Here is a 17937-nt window from a genome sequence, read left to right on the forward strand (position 1 = left end):
GTCAAACTCTGTCCTGTTGATAAGTGCCAGATTAGTGGATTTATATGGGGACAGATTGGAGGGGAAGAATGCTCGAGATTACGCCTTACATTGACGAACAGGCAGACGAACCGAAATATATGCAAATCTATCATTATATAAAGCGGCAAATTATGAGCGGCGGCATCTCGGCTGGAACGAGGCTGCCTTCGATACGGCAATTGGCAGACAGCTTGCATCTCAGCCGCAACACAGTAGAAGCCGCTTATCAGCAATTGCATGCAGAAGGTTATGTGGACAGTCGCTCCCGCATCGGCCTGTTCGTGTGCGAGATTGAGAGCGATATGGGCGAGACAGCTGGAGTTAGTAACCGGCTTGTCTATAGTGGAAGGGATACGGTTGCTGAAGCTGTGGCCGAACCCGGCGTCGATATCGATTTCCGGCATGGCAACATTGATTTTGACGGCTTTCCGCTGTCTCTGTGGCGCAAGCTGTCGAACGACGTATTCCGCCTGACGCCTGTCGAAGCGCTGCAATACGGAGAACGCCAAGGAGAGATGGGGCTGCGCCGGCAGATTGCGCAATATTTGCGTCATTCGCGTGGAGTATCATGCCAAGCGGATCAGATTGTCATCGGGGCGGGCATCCAGCAGTTGCTTATGCTGCTCAGTCAGATGATCGATGGCGATCGGCGGACCATTGCCGTAGAGGATCCCGGCTATGATGGAGCGCGAACGATCTTCCGCAATCATCGGCTGAGTATCGTCTCCGTTCCGCTGGAGCAAGACGGAATGAATGTGCGCCGGCTGAAGGAGAGCGGGGCGGAAGCGGTATACATTACCCCATCCCATCAATTTCCTTCTGGGATGGTCATGTCAGTTGCGAAGCGAATGCAATTGCTGCAATGGGCGGAGGAGCGGGATGGACTTATAATAGAGGACGACTACGACGGCGAATTCAGATATCATACGAAGCCAATCCCTGCCCTGCAAGGTCTGGATTCGACAGGAAGGGTCGTATATATGGGCACATTCTCCAAATCGCTGCTGCCTTCCATTCGATTAAGCTACATGGTGCTGCCGCCGGCGCTGCTGGAACGGTACAAGGTGGAGTTTGCCGTGTATGAGCAGACCGCATCCAAGCTTCATCAGTTGACGTTGGAACGATTTATGCAAGAAGGACATTGGGAGAAGCATTTGCGGAAAATACGCAAAGTGTATCAGAAGAAGCATGCAGTGTTATTGCTTGCTTTGAAGCGTACAATGGGCGATCGAGTACGCATCATTGGCCACGATTCCGGCCTCCATTTGCTTATACAGATCCAGAACGGCATGACGGAAGCCGGGTTGCTGGAAGCCGCCGCCCGCGCTGGGGTAAAGGTGTATCCGACCTCGAATTATTGGGGGGAGCCGGCAGACGTTCAGGCTGCCGCATTACTGCTCGGGTTCGGCGGCTTAAGTAATCAGCAGATCGAAGATGGCATCACTCGGCTTCATGGCGCTTGGTTCCATTAGTAAAGGGCAAATATGGATTATGGAAATATACGTCTTATCTCAAAGTACATCTATATATAGATAAAGAGAAGGATTGCACATGAATCGAGGTAAGACGTTATCCAGATTATGGGGATATATGAGACAGTATAGGCTGTTGTACGCCGGACTCTTTGCAACGATGATGATAAGTATCGCGGTGATTCTTGGCTCTTGGCATTGCGTGCGGGATTATTACGGCTTCGTGCCGCAGGAGACGCAGTTATTTATACTGGAACGATATGGGACAATATTTCCGACGGCAAGTCTGATGCAACCGAAGAGGAAGTGAGCGCCGCCGCTAAGCATGCGAATGCGTATGACTTGATCTTGCAGCTGCCGAACGGCTTCCAGACGGAAATTGGAGAACGCGGCTCACAGCTATCGGGCGGCCAGCGCCAGCGCATTTCTATTGCCCGGGCAATTATACGTAATGCCCCTGTGCTGCTGCTGGATGAAGCAACGGCGGCGCTCGATAACGAATCGGAACGGCTGGTGCAGGATGTGCTGTCAAGGCTGATGAAGGACAAGACGACACTAGTTATCGCTCATAGGCTATCTACTTCCGCCATGCGGATACCATTTTGGTTATGGAGGACGGGAGCATTGTGGAGTGAGGGACATATGAAGAGCTGCTTGCGCTTGAGGGAAAGTATTATGCGCTGTACTGTACGCAGCTGCAGCAGCAAGATGACGGCCAGGCAGCCGAACTCGTTAAAAAGGCAGGGATGAACATTGAACAAATGGATTACGTTTGATTTGGATGGAACGTTGATGCAGAATCCGTTTTCCGCATGGATTTTTCCCGAGGTGGAACAACTGATTTGCGGTGAACTGAACCGAAATATTGAAGTTAGGAAGGCGTTGTTCCAAGAGCATAAGCTCCGGATGAAGCGGCAGGAGATGGTTGCGGCCTACGATTGGGATGATATCGTGCGTCAGCTCTCGAAGGAGTGGGGAGTTAGCCTGTCCATCGATGTGGAGCAGCTGCTGTTGAAGCATGCTGCCGCGCCCAAAATTTATTTGCTGGATGACACGGTGCTTCCGACGTTGGAGGAGCTGAAGCAGAAAGGTTATTCTCTTGCGGCCGTGACGAACGGATTCCGTAAATACCAATATCCCGTAATGGAGGAGCTTGGCATCGGAAGCTTGTTCGATGATATCGTCACTCCAGAGCGAATGGAGTGCGGGAAGCCCGACGCCGGCATATTGCGGGATCTGCAGCAGGACGGAATGATCGTGGCCCATGTCGGAGACCGTCTCGATCACGATATACATATGGCGAACCAATCCGGCATTCCATCTGTGCTGGTTGCTCGGGATTTACCTGCCGGATTGGAAGTGCTGTCCCCGGCAGAACGGACGATACAGGCGCCGTTCCTGCAGCGTTGCGAGGAGCAGATGCGCAAGGAAGACCCGGAGCTGCACACTTCGTTGCAGCCCGAGGCATATCTGCCCGCTTATGCCATCTGCCAGATGGATGAGCTGCTAGCATGCATCGACGAGCTAGCCTCCCGGTCCAGCGGCGCCGTCGCTGCTGACTAAGCGCTATTGCGCAAAAACACCTGGACGAACTATCCCTCGCTGCCGTAATAGCAACAAAGCCGATCGAGCAACTCCGGTCGGCTTCTTCTATTTGCTTACTTGATGCGCTCTTAGATGTTGAGCTGTCTTAGCTTCTGGACGAACATTTTCATCGCCATGGTGGAAGAGGTTTTCGTATCCTGCAAAATAAAAAACTGCCGCGTAATGCGCGCGCCCTTCACTTGGATGCTGCACAATTCGCCCGCTTCCAGTTCTTTGCGGATGACCCATCGGGACAGAAGCGCGGCGCCGAGACCAGCCATAACTGCTTCCTTCACGCCCTGATTGCTATTAAAGACGAAGGTGCGCTTCACTGCAAGCCCCAGATCCTTAATGAACTGATCACAATAAGACCTCGTGCCAGAGCCGTTCTCCCGCAGTATCCACACTTGATGCTGCAGCATGGCCGCATCGGCCGTACGAGTGGAGCACAAGGAGTGATCCGGCGGCACGACCAGCACCATTTCGTCCTCCATGAACGGATGCTTCACTTGAATGTCCGCATAGTCCACCTTGCCCTCCACAAGCCCGATATCAAGCTCATTGGACCGGATAGCTTGCGCGATATCCTCCGTATTCGCAATCGTCGCGTGAACGTCCACTTGCGGATATTGCTGGGCGAATTCCGCAATGAGCCGCGGCAAAATATATTCGCCAATTGTATAGCTGGCGCCAATTTTAAGAGAGCCCGTCACTTCATCCCGCAACAGATGAATCTCTTCTTTGGCTGTATCGAAGAGCGAGAGCATTTGCTTGGCGCGTTCGTATAGTATCTCCCCTGCTTCCGTCATCTTGACGTGCTTCGAGGAACGGTGAATGAGCTTGACGCCGAATTCATTTTCCAAATTGCGAATGTGCAGGCTGACGCCCGGCTGGGACAGATTGAGCACCTTGGCCGCGCGCGAGAAATTGCTCTGTTCCACTACCGTTACATACACTTTCAATGTATCTACCATCATTTTGCTGTTCCTCCGCAGTCTGCAAGCTGTACCGCTTGCCATACGTTCCATCATCTTGAACGTCCACCACCCATTTTATCCCTTCCCGCTGTTCGGAACAATCCCGTAATAACACGGTCTTGGTGCATATTGCCCATACAAGCATAAGTATTCCTAATCGTTACGATAGCATTTCGGTATTTCCCTTCCCCCGGAATCCTCTATATAGTGGAATTATGAACACAAGGTTCATTGGAATATAGCAACGTGATGTTAATGGTATTGAGTGGCAATGGTAGGCATGAATGGCACGGAAGGACGAGAAATCGTGGACCGGTGCTTATTCGACATGCCACAAATACTTTAACACTGTAATTCATAGCTGTATCCCAGTGATAGACAAGGAGTTGGGGGTAAACATGAGTCAAGGGGAAGTGCTTGCGGCGACGAAGCCGAAGAGACAGAAACAATATTCAGGCTTCGCGCTCGGAATCGGTCTGACGCTCATCATTGCGTTGGTTGCCAAATATTTGGCGGGATTTCCGTTTTTGAGCATTATGGGGCAGCTCGTCATTGCAATCTTAATCGGCATCGCTTGGCGGGCGACGATCGGATTGCCGGAGCAATTGGTTGCGGGCACGAACTTTTCAAGCAAGAAGCTGTTGCGCCTTGGGATTATCTTGCTCGGCATGCGGCTGAACTTGATGGATATCGTCAATGCGGGGCCGAAGGTGTTCCTTATCGCCGTCATCGTCATCACGTTTACGCTGTCGGTCGTCTACGGACTTGCGCGGCTGTTCAAGGTAGAGAAGCGGCTCGGCATCCTTACGGCTTGCGGCACGGCGATATGCGGCGCTGCTGCCGTGGTGGCGATCGCTCCGCAAATTAAGGCGAAGGATGATGAAACCGCCATCGGGGCGGCCATGGTAGCCATCCTCGGAACGATATTCACATTAGTATACACGTTCCTGTATCCGGTGCTCGGATTCTCGCCGAACGGGTATGGCATATTCTCGGGAGCGACCCTGCACGAAATCGCACACGTCATTGCGGCAGCGGCACCAGGGGGGAACGATGCGGTTGATATGGCAGTCATCGTTAAGCTGACGCGGGTGGCTCTGCTCGTGCCGGTCGCGATCCTGATCGGGATTTGGGCAAGCCGTGCAGAACAGAAGGAACAGGGCGGAAGCTCGAAGACCTCATGGAAGTCGATTCCGATTCCGTGGTTCATTCTCGGCTTCCTGCTCGTGAGCGGGTTCAACTCGCTTGGCATCGTGTCGGCTGACATCGCGAGCGTCATCGTGACGATTGCTTACATGCTCATTGCGATGGCGATGGCGGGCCTCGGCTTGAATGTGGATCTGGTCACGTTCCGTCGTCTCGGGATGAAATCGTTCGCTGCAGGGCTTATCGGTTCCGTTTTACTTTCGTGTCTTGGATTTGCACTAGTGTATCTTTTGGGGCTGACTTGACGAGGTCGTGAAAAATGTACCGTAATTTCGGAGCAGAGGGTGTGCGGAAGATGTTCTATCAGGCATAAGTTAAGCCGGTATCGATGAAGCGGGAACTTCGTCGACGCCGGCTTATTGTATATTACAGAATTACGGCCGCTTTCTTGAGTGCCTCTTCGACTGGTACATAAGGCAGGCCGAGGTCGCGCGCCACCGCGGAGTACGTGAGTGAGCCGCCGGCCGCATTGACGCCGAGCAGCAATGGCTTGCTGTCGCGCAGCGCCTGCTCCAGCCCTTTGTCCGCGATCTGCAGCGCATACGGAACGGTCGCGTTCGTGAGCGCCATCGTGGACGTGCGCGGAACGGCGCCAGGCATGTTCGCCACCGCATAGTGGACGACGCCATGCTTCACGTACGTCGGCTTGTCGTGCGTCGTGATGCGATCCGCCGTGGCGAAGATGCCGCCCTGATCGATCGCGACATCGACGACAACTGAGCCTGTCCGCATTGATCGGATCATCGCTTCCGTCACCAGCTTGGGTGCCTTCGCGCCCGGAATGAGGACAGCGCCGATGACGAGATCGGACTCGGCCACAGCTTCCGCAATATTGAGCGGGTTGGACATAAGCGTGTTCACGGTGGAGCCGAAGATGTCATCCAGCTGGCGCAAGCGATCGGCGCTCATGTCGATGATGGTGACGTCCGCTCCGAGACCGACCGCGATTTTCGCCGCATTCGTTCCGACGACACCGCCGCCGATGACGGTTACCTTGCCGCGCTTTACGCCAGGAACGCCGCCGAGCAGGATGCCCTTGCCGCCATGCGGCTTCTCCAAAAATTGCGCTCCGATCTGGGCCGCCATCCGGCCAGCTACCTCGCTCATCGGCGTCAGTAGCGGAAGCGTGCGGTTCACCTGCACCGTTTCGTAGGCGATGGCCGTCACGCCTTTATCCATCAGCGCCCGCGCCAGCTCCGGCTCTGCCGCCAAATGCAGATAAGTGAATAACAGTAATCCTTCACGGAAGTATCCATATTCCGAAGGGAGCGGCTCCTTCACTTTCATGACCATATCGGCCTTCGCCCAGACGTCGGCCGCCCGGTCAGACACGGTTGCCCCGGCCTGCTTGAAATCCTCGTCTGCGAACCCGCTGCCGAGCCCGGCATCGCGCTCCATCATGACTTGATGGCCCGCTTGCGTGAACGCCGCCACACCGGCTGGTGTCATCGCGACGCGATTCTCATTGTTTTTTATTTCTTTAGGCACGCCGATAATCATTGCAACTCCCCCTTACACCTGAAACTGATATTTTATCCATATAAAGTATAAAGCTAGCGCAATGAAACCGCTTTATTCCAATTCCTGAAAAAAAGACCCTGTACTTGTGAAAAATCACAAATGACAGGATCAAGTTTCCAGCTGATTCAGCTTATATTCGAGGTACAAGGTCACCTTCTCATCCATGCTGGCCAGATCGATGTCGCTGATGTCGGCGATGCGCTTCATTCGATACATAAGCGTATTGCCGTGAATATGCAAGGCCTCCGCTGCTTTTTTCACGTTGCCATCATGCTTCAACATCATCTCGAGCGTATGCAGCAATCCGCTTTGGTGCTCTAGATCATATTGCCGCAGCTTGCTGAGGCCCGGGTGCGCGACGGGGTGCCGACGGCGTTCATCCGCGAGCAGCGGCAGGTAGCGGTAATAGCCCAACTCGCCATACTCGCCGGCATCCTGCAGCTCTGCGGGAAAGCGCCGCTTCAAATGCAGCACCGCAAGCGCCTCGCGGTACGCATCCTCGACCGCTGCGTACGGCTCGCGGAATGCGCTTGCGCCGCTTAGCACCGGTTCCGCATCGAAGCGCTGCTTGAGCAGACGGGCGAGCTGGCCGCATTCCTCCCTGTACTGCCGGATGCCGCCGTTGCCTCCTTGAAGAGGGGAGGAAAGTATGATTAAGCGGTCATTATGCGCCACGTGAAGTACGATGCGCATTCGCTGCGCCGTTTTCACCATATAGTGAATCTGCCGGTACAGCCTATCATCTATGGCCGTTTCAAATTGCAAGAGAAGGATTTGATAGGATGGTGGAAGCATGATGCCAATCTGGGCGGCCTTCTCGCGAATGACCGTCTCCGAGACATGATGGCCGGTCAGCAGCTGCCAGAAGAAGTCATGGCTGTGCTGCTCCTGTCTGCGCCGCTGCGTCTGCAGCTGCATAAGCTTCATCTTGGCGGCGCCTGCCGCTTGCTTTAGCTGCAGCAGTGCCGTATCGCCAAGCGGCTCGTGATACTCCAGCACCCATATGTAGCCCAGAACCTCGCCGTGATGACGAATGGCGATTGCAATCCGGTTGCCGAGTCCGACTTCGAGAATTTCCCCAATACGGACGGGTTCGCTGCTTGTCATAAGCTGCTGCATGATGCCTTCCCGCCACAGCGTGCTGATGACCTGCTCCGGAACCCTCCGGCCAATAATCGTCGCGATCCGTGCCGAATCGGTTTCGGCATGATGCGAGCTGTATGCGACGAGATTATGACTGGCATCCTCAATCGTCACAGGGCATTGCAGCAGCTCGCTAACCGTATCGGCAATGGCCTCCAGGCTGTCGAAGTGCCGATCGAATAGATTGGGCTCCATATTCATCCACACTGCTCCTTTAAATGAAAATGGCTCTCATTGTTTCTGACACGTACATTCTAACACGATTTACGGGCCGCAACTATCATTTGTAACTGAAATCGGTATAACTTTTCACCCAGGCGGTTAAAGGGCTCATGCATGGGGGTGACAAGACATTCATCTTACATCTGCACTTTCCAATATGCATCAGTCATTCCATTGCCGTCCTAGGTAGAACATAATGGATGAATCATTCCGTGAAACATTATAGACGGCGTCTCCGTCTGAGAGTGTGAATCAGTTGGCAACCAATTGCGCAATTGAAGTCACAACAAGACTTGCACTCTAGAGAGGATGACGAATGTTGAACAAAACTGTAGCCGCTGCTTTAGCCTTAGCCATCGGCTTGATGAGCGCGCAAGCTTTTGCTGCGCCGGTTCAGGCAATGAACGATCAAGGAGCAGTAAATTCTCCTGTTGAACAAGAACGTGATTTTTATGATAAATATGTAAAGCAGTTTGTCCGCAACGATAACGGAGAGATTATCGGGTCCACCCGCGAGACGAGCCTCAACAAGGAGTGGTTACATAAAGTATCCGAGCGTAAAAACCTGGTTATTGACGGCCAGAGCGTTGCAGCCAACATTGATGTAGACGGGCAGTACCTTCTCGTTCCGCTGCGAACGGTCATGGACAGCTTGGGATACGACCTGAAATGGAATGCCGAGCACAAATCGATTGAAGCGACGAAGGGCGCCCAGTGGACGAGCGTACAGCTGAACAAGGACCAGTACAATTTCGCTAAAATGCCGATTCAGCTCGGCAAAGCGCCTGTGTTGAAGGACAATATGATGTACGTGCCGCTGCAATTCGTATCCGAGGTGCTGAAAGCGGACGTAACCTTGGATGAGCAAGGCAATATTACGATTCAAAGCCAATCGGAACAAATTCCGCAAGATTCCTTCGGTGGCATGCATTGGGTGGTCATTGTCGTCAATGGCGAAGGCATCGGCGTGAAGTCCGATGAGGTATATACGACAGAGGACAGTGTCATGGTGCCGGTGGAAGCCATCGGGCAGGCGCTTGGTTATACGGTCGAGAGGAACACAGACACGGGCGCATATGAGTTCGTGCGCGGCGCGAAATGGATTGCGCTGAAGGAAGGCGAAAAGAATGCTGCCGTGGGCAAAATGAACGTAGAGTTGAAGACGGCTCCTGTGGTCAAGGACGGCGCGTTGTACGTTCCATTCGAATCGCTGGCAGAGGTATTTGGCGCAAAAACAGGCATTGATCCGACCGGTGTCATCGGAATACAAGAAGAACAGTAATGTAGATGATTAGAGATAGAAGATATACAGATGTGAAAAAGGAAAAGACGTGCTTCGGAAGGCATCCCTAACAAAGGGGTGAACTCTAAGCATGTCTTTTGTCGTCTTTTATGTTCTCCCGCCTTGCAGTCGTCACCTGTCCCTTCCCGGATAAGGGTTGCCTGATCCATTCTTTGCATCACTCTCCCCTGCATTCAGAACATCAGCTCCCCCTTTCCCTTTTACACGAAAATATTCTGTCAGTTCTCCTTATAATGGCCCTTAGCTCCATTCTCCCATACAATCAGGATGGATAACGTCCAAGGTAAGGTAATTGCCGTTTCGCCAGACATCATGCCATGAAGCGGCCGATTATGATTGCAGTTACCCAGAGCCGTCCTCGGGCATGCCGAATCCTGATGGCAGAAACCTAGAGTTGTCCTTAGGCGTGCCAACCACTGATGGAAGGGGAGACTGAAGCAAAGGGTCGGATGAGCGCCCCCTTCAGTCTGAACACGCCACTGTACGAATCAAATATTTCGTGAATGATGAAGTGTCTCCACAGAATCTGAATAGATAACCTGTCTCTTCTTATATGCTCTGCTCTATAATGCAGATAGAACAAATAGAGGTGGTGGGAGCGTGAAAAGATTAAGGCTGGCGGATAAAATCCGATCGTCACATTATGGTGCCATGCGGGCGAGGAATAAAGGAAATACATATATTGCGAAGGGGAGAGACAGATGAAAGCATTGTTAGTCGGGTTTGGATCCGCCGGATTTCATTGGTATAAGAAGCTGAGCGAACGCGGAATGCTGGCTGCCATTGTAGAAACGGACATTACAATGAAACGAAAATTGGACGGGCGAGAGATTCCGTTCTACACTTCATTGGAAGAGGCGTTGCAGCGGGAGCAGGTAGATTTTCTCGTAAACGTGACGCCGCCGCTCGTGCATACGTCTATCAACCAAGCAGCGTTCGACCGCCGCCTTCCTGTGCTGTGCGAGAAGCCGATCTCATTCGATTATACGGAGTCAGTGCGGATCGTACAGCGTGCGGTCAAGGAGGAGATTCCTTTTATGATTGCGGAAAATTACCGTTGTTTCCCTTTCATGCGCAAGCTCAAGCAGCTTTTGGATGAAGGAGCCATCGGCGAGATCTCTTCTTTGCATATTGATTTTTACCGCAAACATCAGGTCGAACGTAAATATGCGGTACAGATACTAGATGACATCGGAATTCATCATTTCGATTTGGTCCGTTATTTGACCGGCCGTGAGGGCGCGCGGATTTATGCGGAAATTTATCATCCGGTTGCAGGATGGGGCTCGGCGGAGGAAATGATTAACGCGCATGCGCTGCTGGAGATGGAGGGCGGTATTCGCGTCAGCTACAATGCGACAGTCGCATCCTGCTGCAAGCCGACGCCGTGGAGCGGCAGCTGGCGCATCGAAGGTACATCAGGTTCATTGCAGCTTATAGACGACATTATTCTGCTGACGCAAGACGAGCGCACGACCGTAATCGAGGACTTCAGCGGCGTGCACGCGCCGAATTGCTTGGATGAATTTGTTGCGTCATTATCCGCCGGACGGGAAGGGGAGACGAGCGGCGAGGAATACATCAAGACGCAAGCGATTGTGCACCATGCCCATTTATCCAATGCGACACGAACGAGCATCCACATTCAATTACCAGACATCCTTTAGATAGCATGATTGAACGGAATGAACAGTCGGGCGTCTTTCGCAAAAAAAGCGGAAGCGCCTTTTTTGGAATAAATACATTGAATATTGGAATAATCTCAAAGTATTAGGACTTTATTCCGATAATAGTAAAAAGGAGGTGTGATAATACGGAAAAAGGGTCTAAAGAAATAGTTATTTATTACTATAATCATACAAAGATGGGATGAAAACTAAGTTCCCAAGGAGGGGTTCTGAATGAAGACTCAGCAAACGATTCAACTGCCGTCATTTACAATGGTAGGGAAGTATTGTGATTCCATATCAGAAATGGAGCGAACTTGCGGCACACTGCCTTTTTTGTTGGAAAATAGGTCGGTCCAAGCGGATATCGACTCCAGCTTTGGTATCGGAAGGAACGGATTATATTTTGCAGGAATTAAAGTTCAAAGCTTGACAAGCCTATGGAACGAAATGCCTCAAGGTTTATCCAGACGGGTTATTTTGGGAGGATCATACCGCGTATCTCTGCCGATAGACACAGAATCAGGCCCGTTCCTTCAACATACGTTGACACCTTGGGGACCACACACCTTCGGGAAGAAAGATATCGTCTACGAATTTCGTCGCAACGTCGACACTTATGAACACCACTGCATGTACATTCCGCTTGAAACTCATCAGCACGAACATACATATCACAGACGCCTATCCCGACATCTAAATCATTGGCGTTCCCGCCTCGCCAATCACAGTCAGCCCAACATTGCCTTATTATAATAAAAATCAGATTGATTCGATTATAAACTTGACACTTGCTTTCGTTATCCATCATATGGTATTGTAATTCTTATTATGTTAAACGAGGAGGGGTGGCAGGATGCAACGCAACGTCATGTCGGAACGCTTGAATGTGCTTCGTACGCAATTGCTCGGAATTTTCCATGATTTCGTAAACAACGGGATACGTGTGTCTATTTTCAGTAATTCCAATCGAATTCAACATTTAAGCGAAGTGACCATCCTGCCTCTGCCTTAACGGAACATCTGGTTCAACCAGAGGGCTGCGGGGACATTTCCCCGCGGCCTTTTTTATGTTTTTTTTTGAGGACCGGCATACAGCGCGGGGAGGAGGGTCATCAGAGAGGGAGATAACGATGATGATTCAATGCCAACAGGTGCAAAAAGGATACGGGGCCGAATCGGTCCTGTTGGAAGTGACATGCGACATCGGTGAGAACGAGCGCGTGGGCCTTATCGGCCGCAATGGTACGGGCAAGACGACTTTGCTTCAATTGCTTAATGGGAGCGAGAAGCCAGATGGCGGGCAGATTTCGATCCGCAAAGGTACACAGATTGGCTATCTGGATCAAGTACCTCGCAGCGGAGACGACGAGACGGTGCGGGATGTGCTGGAGAGAGCCTTTTGTGAACCGAGGCAGTGGCTGGCTGAGATGCGGGAACTGGAACGGATCATGGCTGATCCGGAGCAAGCAGGGGGCGCAGACGGGTTCGAACGGCTGCTGTATCGTTACGGCGATCTGCAAGAGAAGTTCGAACGGGCTGGTGGCTATGACATCGATGCCCATGTCGGGAGAGTGGCGGGCGGGCTCGGCATTCCGGACACGCAGTACGGGCGATTATTCGCGTCTTTGTCTGGGGGAGAGAAGACAAAGGTTGGCTTGGCCGCCATGTTAATAGAAGAGCCAGACGTGCTGCTGCTTGATGAACCGACGAACCATCTTGATATGCAGGCGATCGACTGGCTGGAACGGTTTTTGCAGGCTTACGCCGGGACTGTCGTCGTCATTTCGCACGACCGCTACTTTCTTGACCGAGTCGTGACCAAGATCATTGAGCTCGAGGACGGCGAGGCCGTGACGTACCATACGAATTACACGGGATTCCAGCAGGAAAAGGAAGCCCGATTGCTGCAGCAGTTCGCCAACTTCCAGGAGCAGCAGAAGAAGATTAAAAAAATGCAGGAGACGATTAAGCAGCTCATCGAATGGGGCAACCGGGCGAATCCGCCGAACCCAGGCTTCCATCGCCGCGCTGCCTCGATGCAGAAGGCGCTCGATCGCATGGTGAAGCTGAAGCGTCCGATGATGGAACGCAGGGCCATGGAGCTCGAGCTGCAGCAAGGCGACCGCTCTGGCAACCAAGTGTTGACGTTGGAAGACGTGGGGAAGGCGTTCGGAGAACGAGTGCTGTTCAGCGGTGTACGCGAACTGCTCCGTTATGGGGAGCGGGTAGCGCTCATCGGTGAGAACGGATCAGGCAAGAGCACGCTCTTAAAGTGTATTTTAGGGGTTGAAGCACTGGACGAAGGTGAGATCCGGCTCGGTTCGCGAGTCGATGTCGGTTATTTGGCCCAGGAGGCCGCACCGGAGGACGAGAACGCCACGGTGCTGCAACACTTCCGCGAAGCAGTCGGAATGGAGGAAGGCGAAGCCCGGGGACGTCTTGCGCGCTTCCTGTTCTGCGGCGCCGACGTCTTCAAGTCCATACGATCGCTATCCGGCGGTGAGTGGAGCCGTCTGCGATTCGCATTGCTCATGCATCGGCAGCCGAATTTGCTCGTGCTTGATGAGCCGACGAATCATCTCGATATCGATTCCCGCGAAGCATTGGAGGAGGCGCTCGAGGAGTTCCCTGGCACGGTGCTCGCCGTATCGCACGACCGCTACTTCATTAATCGGTTGGCCGTGAGGATCTGGTCGTTGGAGGCAGGTCAACTGGTTACGGTGCACGGCAACTTCGACAATTACAAGGCGAAGGCTGACAGCGCCAGGGAAGGAGGCGCTTCTCCGAAAGGCCGTGAACGGGAGGATGCTGCCAGGAGCACCAGAACGGCCAGGAAAGTACCGGCATCACAGGTGGATGCCGCGCGGACACACGCCAATCCCTCTGGATGCACGGCTCGGCAGAAGAGCTTGGACCAAGCGGGCGCTGGAAAAACAATGGCTGCACGGGGGCAGTCCGATGAATCCGCGCGTTCAGGAGGCCGTTCGCACGATCGCGCCGCAGATCCGTTACGGCTGGAACGGGACATCGCCGAGCTGGAGCAGGAGCTGCGCAGCTTGGACGCAGCGATGATGGCGCCTGCGCTCGCCGCTGACGCGGAGAAGCTTGCCGTCCTGCACGCGGAACGGGAAGCGCTGCAGGCCAAGCTGGAAATGATGTACGAGGCATGGATGGATGCCGCGGCACAATAAATAATTGCGGATACAGTTAAGTAAGTGAGAGCAGGTCGAGCCCATGAACGGCGGTTTGTGGGCAGCAGCCTGCTTTTTTAAGATCCATGCCTGAAGATGGAAGGATTTCTTCTCTCATTTCTATAATATATAAGTTGAACTAAATTCTTCGTTAATGAATCGTGTTGGAGATACTCATCCGGTTCGACTCTTCTCGCTGTGGCCGCGAATAACAATATAGGGATATGGCTTCTACATGCGAAGCAGCAAATAATCACTTTGGTAGAGTGTAGTAAGGGAGTGACAATTGCGAAGTTCAATCATTCACCTTATATACATAGAAATAGATATCGGAGGTGAGATAATGCGTATTAGGGAAATGGCAACCGCATTCCTGTTTCATCAGGATCAGATTTTACTACCTGCGTGACATCCGCCTGCGGTATATTTTGCTGCGCCAGAAAGAGACGGAGATTCGCCAGCAATATGTTTATTTTGCCTCTACTGTCCATCCGAACGTCGTATCGTCTGCAGAAGGAGAATTGCACTGGATTCATCCGCAAGCGCTTCCGCAATTGCACATGTCGGCCATTGTCACCAAGATGCTGGAGCATTATGCGCTGCATTCCGCCGAGCCGGATATTTATGTAGGCACGATGTCAGTCACCCCGGTTGGAAAGCCAATTGTCCAATGGAGCGTTCTAAAAGATCCCGCAGTGTTCTAAATTCTAGACATCGGACCGCTACACTTCAGCAGCTCGTCGTCACGGCGATCTCATCCCACTGTAAGGCTCTAGAGGGGGGAGACTGGGCCCAACGTTAACGAGCCATAAATAAAGCCCTTGACCGACAAAGCATTCGGCCTAGGGCTAGTTTCTTCATTTGATTTTATTCCCTGCCTTCACATCGACTTCAAGCAAATCTAGCAAAAACATGAAGATTGGCACGCCGAGTATCAACCCCCATACGCCCAAGAAGTGCTGGGAGACGATTAGAATCGCAAAGGTATAGAAGATGGGAAGATGTATCTTGGAAGACATCAGCTTCGGATTCAAAATATAAGCCTCGATAGCATGTACAACACAGATCATGACGATGACGTATACTACTTTCACCACGCCGCCAATGCTAAATGCAATCGCACAGAGTGGAATGAGGGAAATGATGACGCCCATTACCGGAATCAAGCCGAGCAGGAAAATCATAATCGCCAGTCCGAACAACTGCGGGAAGCCCATCATCCAGAGGAACAGCGTGCTCAAGATGCAGTTGATCAGCGCAATCAGGAACTGCACTTCAATGACCTTGCCGAAGGAATACAGGAACTTGTTGCCGAAATATTCGAGCTCCGAATAGATTGGCGCAATTTTGCTCGTCTTGAAATTCATCGTAAATTCCTTCACTCTCTTCTTCTCCAGTACGAAGAACAGGCTAAGTATGAAGGCGATGATGAAGCGGGTACCCCATTGGCTCAGATCGGTGATCGATTTAACTAGGAAATCAAAGCCTTTGTTCAAATAGCTGGCCAGGTCAATCTTCTGCAGCGAATCCATAATGTATTCCATAATATCATTATCATAGTTGATATAGGTTACATTATAGAAATGGACCACTACATTAACCAACTGATTGATCTGGGTAATGATCTTCGGTAAATAATTATAGGTTCCCCAAGCCATCATCAGGAGCAGGGCCGCATATAAGCACAGCACGGTAACCTTATAATTAATTTTGACATACTTGTTGATGCCCTTGTGAATGAACATATGCAGCCTGTCAACCAGGTAAGTCAAGATGAAGGTGATAAGAATCAGATGTAAAATGCTCCTTAAGGCAAATAGCAGTGCGATGAAGAAGAGTAAGATAAGGATTCGCTTGATTCCCGGGCCTTTGAAAAAATCTTTCGAAATTTGCATCTAAATCGTGGACTCCTTTGACTGTTACTTGTGAGTGGCCGATCCTTATCATGATAGAAGAGAACGCCCCTATAATCACCTTATTCAAGAATATGCTATTACATACGTCAAAGCAAACGGATTCGTTTCATGACTTCATTTCAACCCAAAAAATGCTCCGACCGGAATGCGGCGCGAAGCATTTTTTCGTATTCAATTAATCCCCATATACTGCCTTCTGTACAGCCTCATCATCATTCTTTTTAATCATCGGCAGCAATTGGTTCCCTTTTGTCTCCCATTGCTTCAGCATGTCGGCCGTCGTTAATTTGCCTTCTATCCTTTTTTCGAATAGTTCATAGACTGAGTTATCAATCATCCACAAATTTCTATACTCACGGTTGAGTTTGTCTTCGACAGGATTGCTGGGAGCCGGCTTCATAGCATAGAAGGACTGGATGTTATAATTCATTCCTTCTTTCGGTTTAATAAAGGATTTGCGAGTCACCAACTCATAGGTGGAGCGGGATCTGATTTTTGCCCAGTCCTCGCCGTTGATGAACTGTACGAATTTCCAAGCGTCATCCGGATTCTGCGCTTGCGTATTGATGGCCATAATGGAGTCGAAGCGCATACCGCTGCTTATTCCAGGCGCTTCCGGATGGTGCGGAATGGTGACGACATCCCATTCTGGCATTTGGAAGTTTTTGATTTTCCCTGCATTTTTGTTTGCGTCAAACAAATCCGAAGTATAGCTGTAGTAGCTGAGTATCATTGCGGCTTTTCCTGACAGAAACAGATCGTTGTCCAGTGGACTGTAACGCCCCTCGCCGTAGCTGCCGCCATTGTCTTCATCTTTACGGCCAGGCATTATGTTATCTTGGGACAGCTTCGCAATGGTGTCGTACACCTTCTCCCATTGCGGCGTATTGATCGTCATCTTTTCAGCCTTGTCGTCATACTTGCGCAGCTGCAGCGGCGCCGCATAATTGGCAACGTTATAAAAAGCATTCCCCCCGCGACGATACTGGTTGAAGCTGAAGCCGTATGTCCGGTCTTTTCCCTCGCCATTGGCGACTCTACGGGCCAACTCGAACGCTTCATCCCACGTCATGTTGTCGGTTGGCAGATCGACTCCGGCTTCCTTGAACAACGTTTTATTATAATACAATGCGTTTGATGTGAAGGTCGGCGTCAATCCATAAATATTGCCGTCTCCGATTATCTTGATGGTGTCCATAACGGAAGGGATGATGTCGGTTGTATCGAAGCCATCCTTTTGGATAAGCGGATCCAATTGCTTTAACTGTCCGTCCCGGACAAATTGCTGAAATGAATCTCTATCTAAAATGACGACATCGACCGGATTGGCGCCAGTGAGCTGCTTCCGCATTTCCTCTGTCGGATCGGGTCGCTTCCCTCTCTCAGCCGAATCGGAATATCTGTACTCGCTCGTATCGACGGCAGGAACGATTTCGATCGAAATGTTGCCGTTCATATATTCGAAGATGTCCGTATACTCTTGGCGTATGTACTGCTCGTCTCCGCCGCCGTATAATACTCCGATGCGGAGCACGCGTTCCTGCTCGTTCTGCTTCGCTTCTCCGCCGCATGCCGTCAATAACGGGATGAGCAGCATCATAGATAGTGTCAGCATCATCAGTTTGTTTCGTTTCTTCATTCTTTTTCTACCTCTCCATTCTTTTGTTCTGGCAATGATTGCCTGCCCTCCTCCTTATTACGTTTCTGGGAG

Annotated in this window: 15 protein-coding genes; 10 read left to right on the forward strand and 5 right to left on the reverse strand. The window is 51.5% G+C overall.

All coding sequences use genetic code 11. From position 1 onward, the window contains the following. Nucleotides 1-68 precede the first annotated feature (68 nt). From pdxR to M3650_RS15740, 3 genes are all read left to right on the forward strand, one after another. Nucleotides 69-1493 carry a MocR-like pyridoxine biosynthesis transcription factor PdxR gene (gene pdxR, locus M3650_RS15730; protein WP_251576128.1) on the forward strand — a complete coding sequence of 475 codons (1425 nt, stop codon included), beginning with the start codon at nt 69-71 and terminating at the stop codon, nt 1491-1493. 192 nt (nt 1494-1685) lie between these two features. After that, on the forward strand, nt 1686-2243 hold the full coding sequence (locus M3650_RS15735) for an ATP-binding cassette domain-containing protein (RefSeq protein ID WP_483311748.1): 558 nt from the start codon (nt 1686-1688) through the stop codon (nt 2241-2243). 3 nt (nt 2244-2246) lie between these two features. After that, a complete protein-coding gene (locus tag M3650_RS15740) occupies nt 2247-3056 on the forward strand; it encodes an HAD family hydrolase (protein ID WP_251576130.1) in 810 nt (269 codons plus the stop codon). A gap of 110 nt (nt 3057-3166) precedes the next feature. Here M3650_RS15740 and M3650_RS15745 read toward each other — a convergent pair whose 3' ends face one another. Next, nucleotides 3167-4054 (reverse strand): LysR family transcriptional regulator, encoded by an 888-nt coding sequence (locus tag M3650_RS15745; protein ID WP_233697766.1) that lies wholly within the window; start codon nt 4052-4054, stop codon nt 3167-3169. 398 nt (nt 4055-4452) lie between these two features. Here M3650_RS15745 and M3650_RS15750 point away from each other — a divergent pair, with 398 nt between their 5' ends. Then, on the forward strand, nt 4453-5505 hold the full coding sequence (locus tag M3650_RS15750) for a YeiH family protein (RefSeq protein ID WP_251576132.1): 1053 nt from the start codon (nt 4453-4455) through the stop codon (nt 5503-5505). 121 nt (nt 5506-5626) lie between these two features. On the opposite strand, the gene ald is transcribed toward M3650_RS15750, so the two are convergent. Then, nucleotides 5627-6760 carry an alanine dehydrogenase gene (gene ald, locus M3650_RS15755; RefSeq protein ID WP_251576134.1) on the reverse strand — a complete coding sequence of 378 codons (1134 nt, stop codon included), beginning with the start codon at nt 6758-6760 and terminating at the stop codon, nt 5627-5629. 129 nt (nt 6761-6889) lie between these two features. After that, nucleotides 6890-8125: a PucR family transcriptional regulator gene (locus M3650_RS15760; protein WP_251576136.1), complete on the reverse strand. Its 1236-nt coding sequence runs from the start codon at nt 8123-8125 to the stop codon at nt 6890-6892. Between the two features lie 337 nt (nt 8126-8462). Here M3650_RS15760 and M3650_RS15765 point away from each other — a divergent pair, with 337 nt between their 5' ends. From M3650_RS15765 to M3650_RS15790, 6 genes are all read left to right on the forward strand, one after another. Further along, complete coding sequence (locus tag M3650_RS15765; protein ID WP_251576138.1) at nt 8463-9428, forward strand: copper amine oxidase N-terminal domain-containing protein; 966 nt, start codon at nt 8463-8465, stop codon at nt 9426-9428. Nucleotides 9429-10150: 722 nt separating this feature from the next. Further along, complete coding sequence (locus M3650_RS15770) at nt 10151-11116, forward strand: Gfo/Idh/MocA family protein (RefSeq protein ID WP_251576140.1); 966 nt, start codon at nt 10151-10153, stop codon at nt 11114-11116. Nucleotides 11117-11350: 234 nt separating this feature from the next. Next, nucleotides 11351-11872, forward strand: coding sequence for a hypothetical protein (locus M3650_RS15775; RefSeq protein ID WP_019421482.1), 522 nt, complete (start codon nt 11351-11353; stop codon nt 11870-11872). Between the two features lie 100 nt (nt 11873-11972). Next, on the forward strand, nt 11973-12131 hold the full coding sequence (locus M3650_RS15780; protein ID WP_251576142.1) for an RAxF-45 family protein: 159 nt from the start codon (nt 11973-11975) through the stop codon (nt 12129-12131). A 118-nt stretch (nt 12132-12249) separates the two neighbouring features. Next, the gene (gene abc-f, locus M3650_RS15785) at nt 12250-14310 is read left to right on the forward strand and encodes a ribosomal protection-like ABC-F family protein (RefSeq protein ID WP_251576144.1); all 2061 of its coding nucleotides are present in this window, start codon (nt 12250-12252) and stop codon (nt 14308-14310) included. 428 nt (nt 14311-14738) lie between these two features. Next, complete coding sequence (locus tag M3650_RS15790) at nt 14739-15014, forward strand: hypothetical protein (RefSeq protein ID WP_251576146.1); 276 nt, start codon at nt 14739-14741, stop codon at nt 15012-15014. Nucleotides 15015-15167: 153 nt separating this feature from the next. Here M3650_RS15790 and M3650_RS15795 read toward each other — a convergent pair whose 3' ends face one another. Both M3650_RS15795 and M3650_RS15800 read right to left on the reverse strand, forming a co-directional pair. Further along, the gene (locus tag M3650_RS15795) at nt 15168-16205 is read right to left on the reverse strand and encodes an AI-2E family transporter (RefSeq protein ID WP_019421478.1); all 1038 of its coding nucleotides are present in this window, start codon (nt 16203-16205) and stop codon (nt 15168-15170) included. A 196-nt stretch (nt 16206-16401) separates the two neighbouring features. Continuing rightward, nucleotides 16402-17865, reverse strand: coding sequence for an ABC transporter substrate-binding protein (locus tag M3650_RS15800; RefSeq protein ID WP_251576148.1), 1464 nt, complete (start codon nt 17863-17865; stop codon nt 16402-16404). Nucleotides 17866-17937 lie beyond the last annotated feature (72 nt).

The organism is Paenibacillus sp. MER TA 81-3 (assembly GCF_023713585.1).
Lineage (GTDB): Bacteria > Bacillota > Bacilli > Paenibacillales > Paenibacillaceae > Paenibacillus_B > Paenibacillus_B profundus.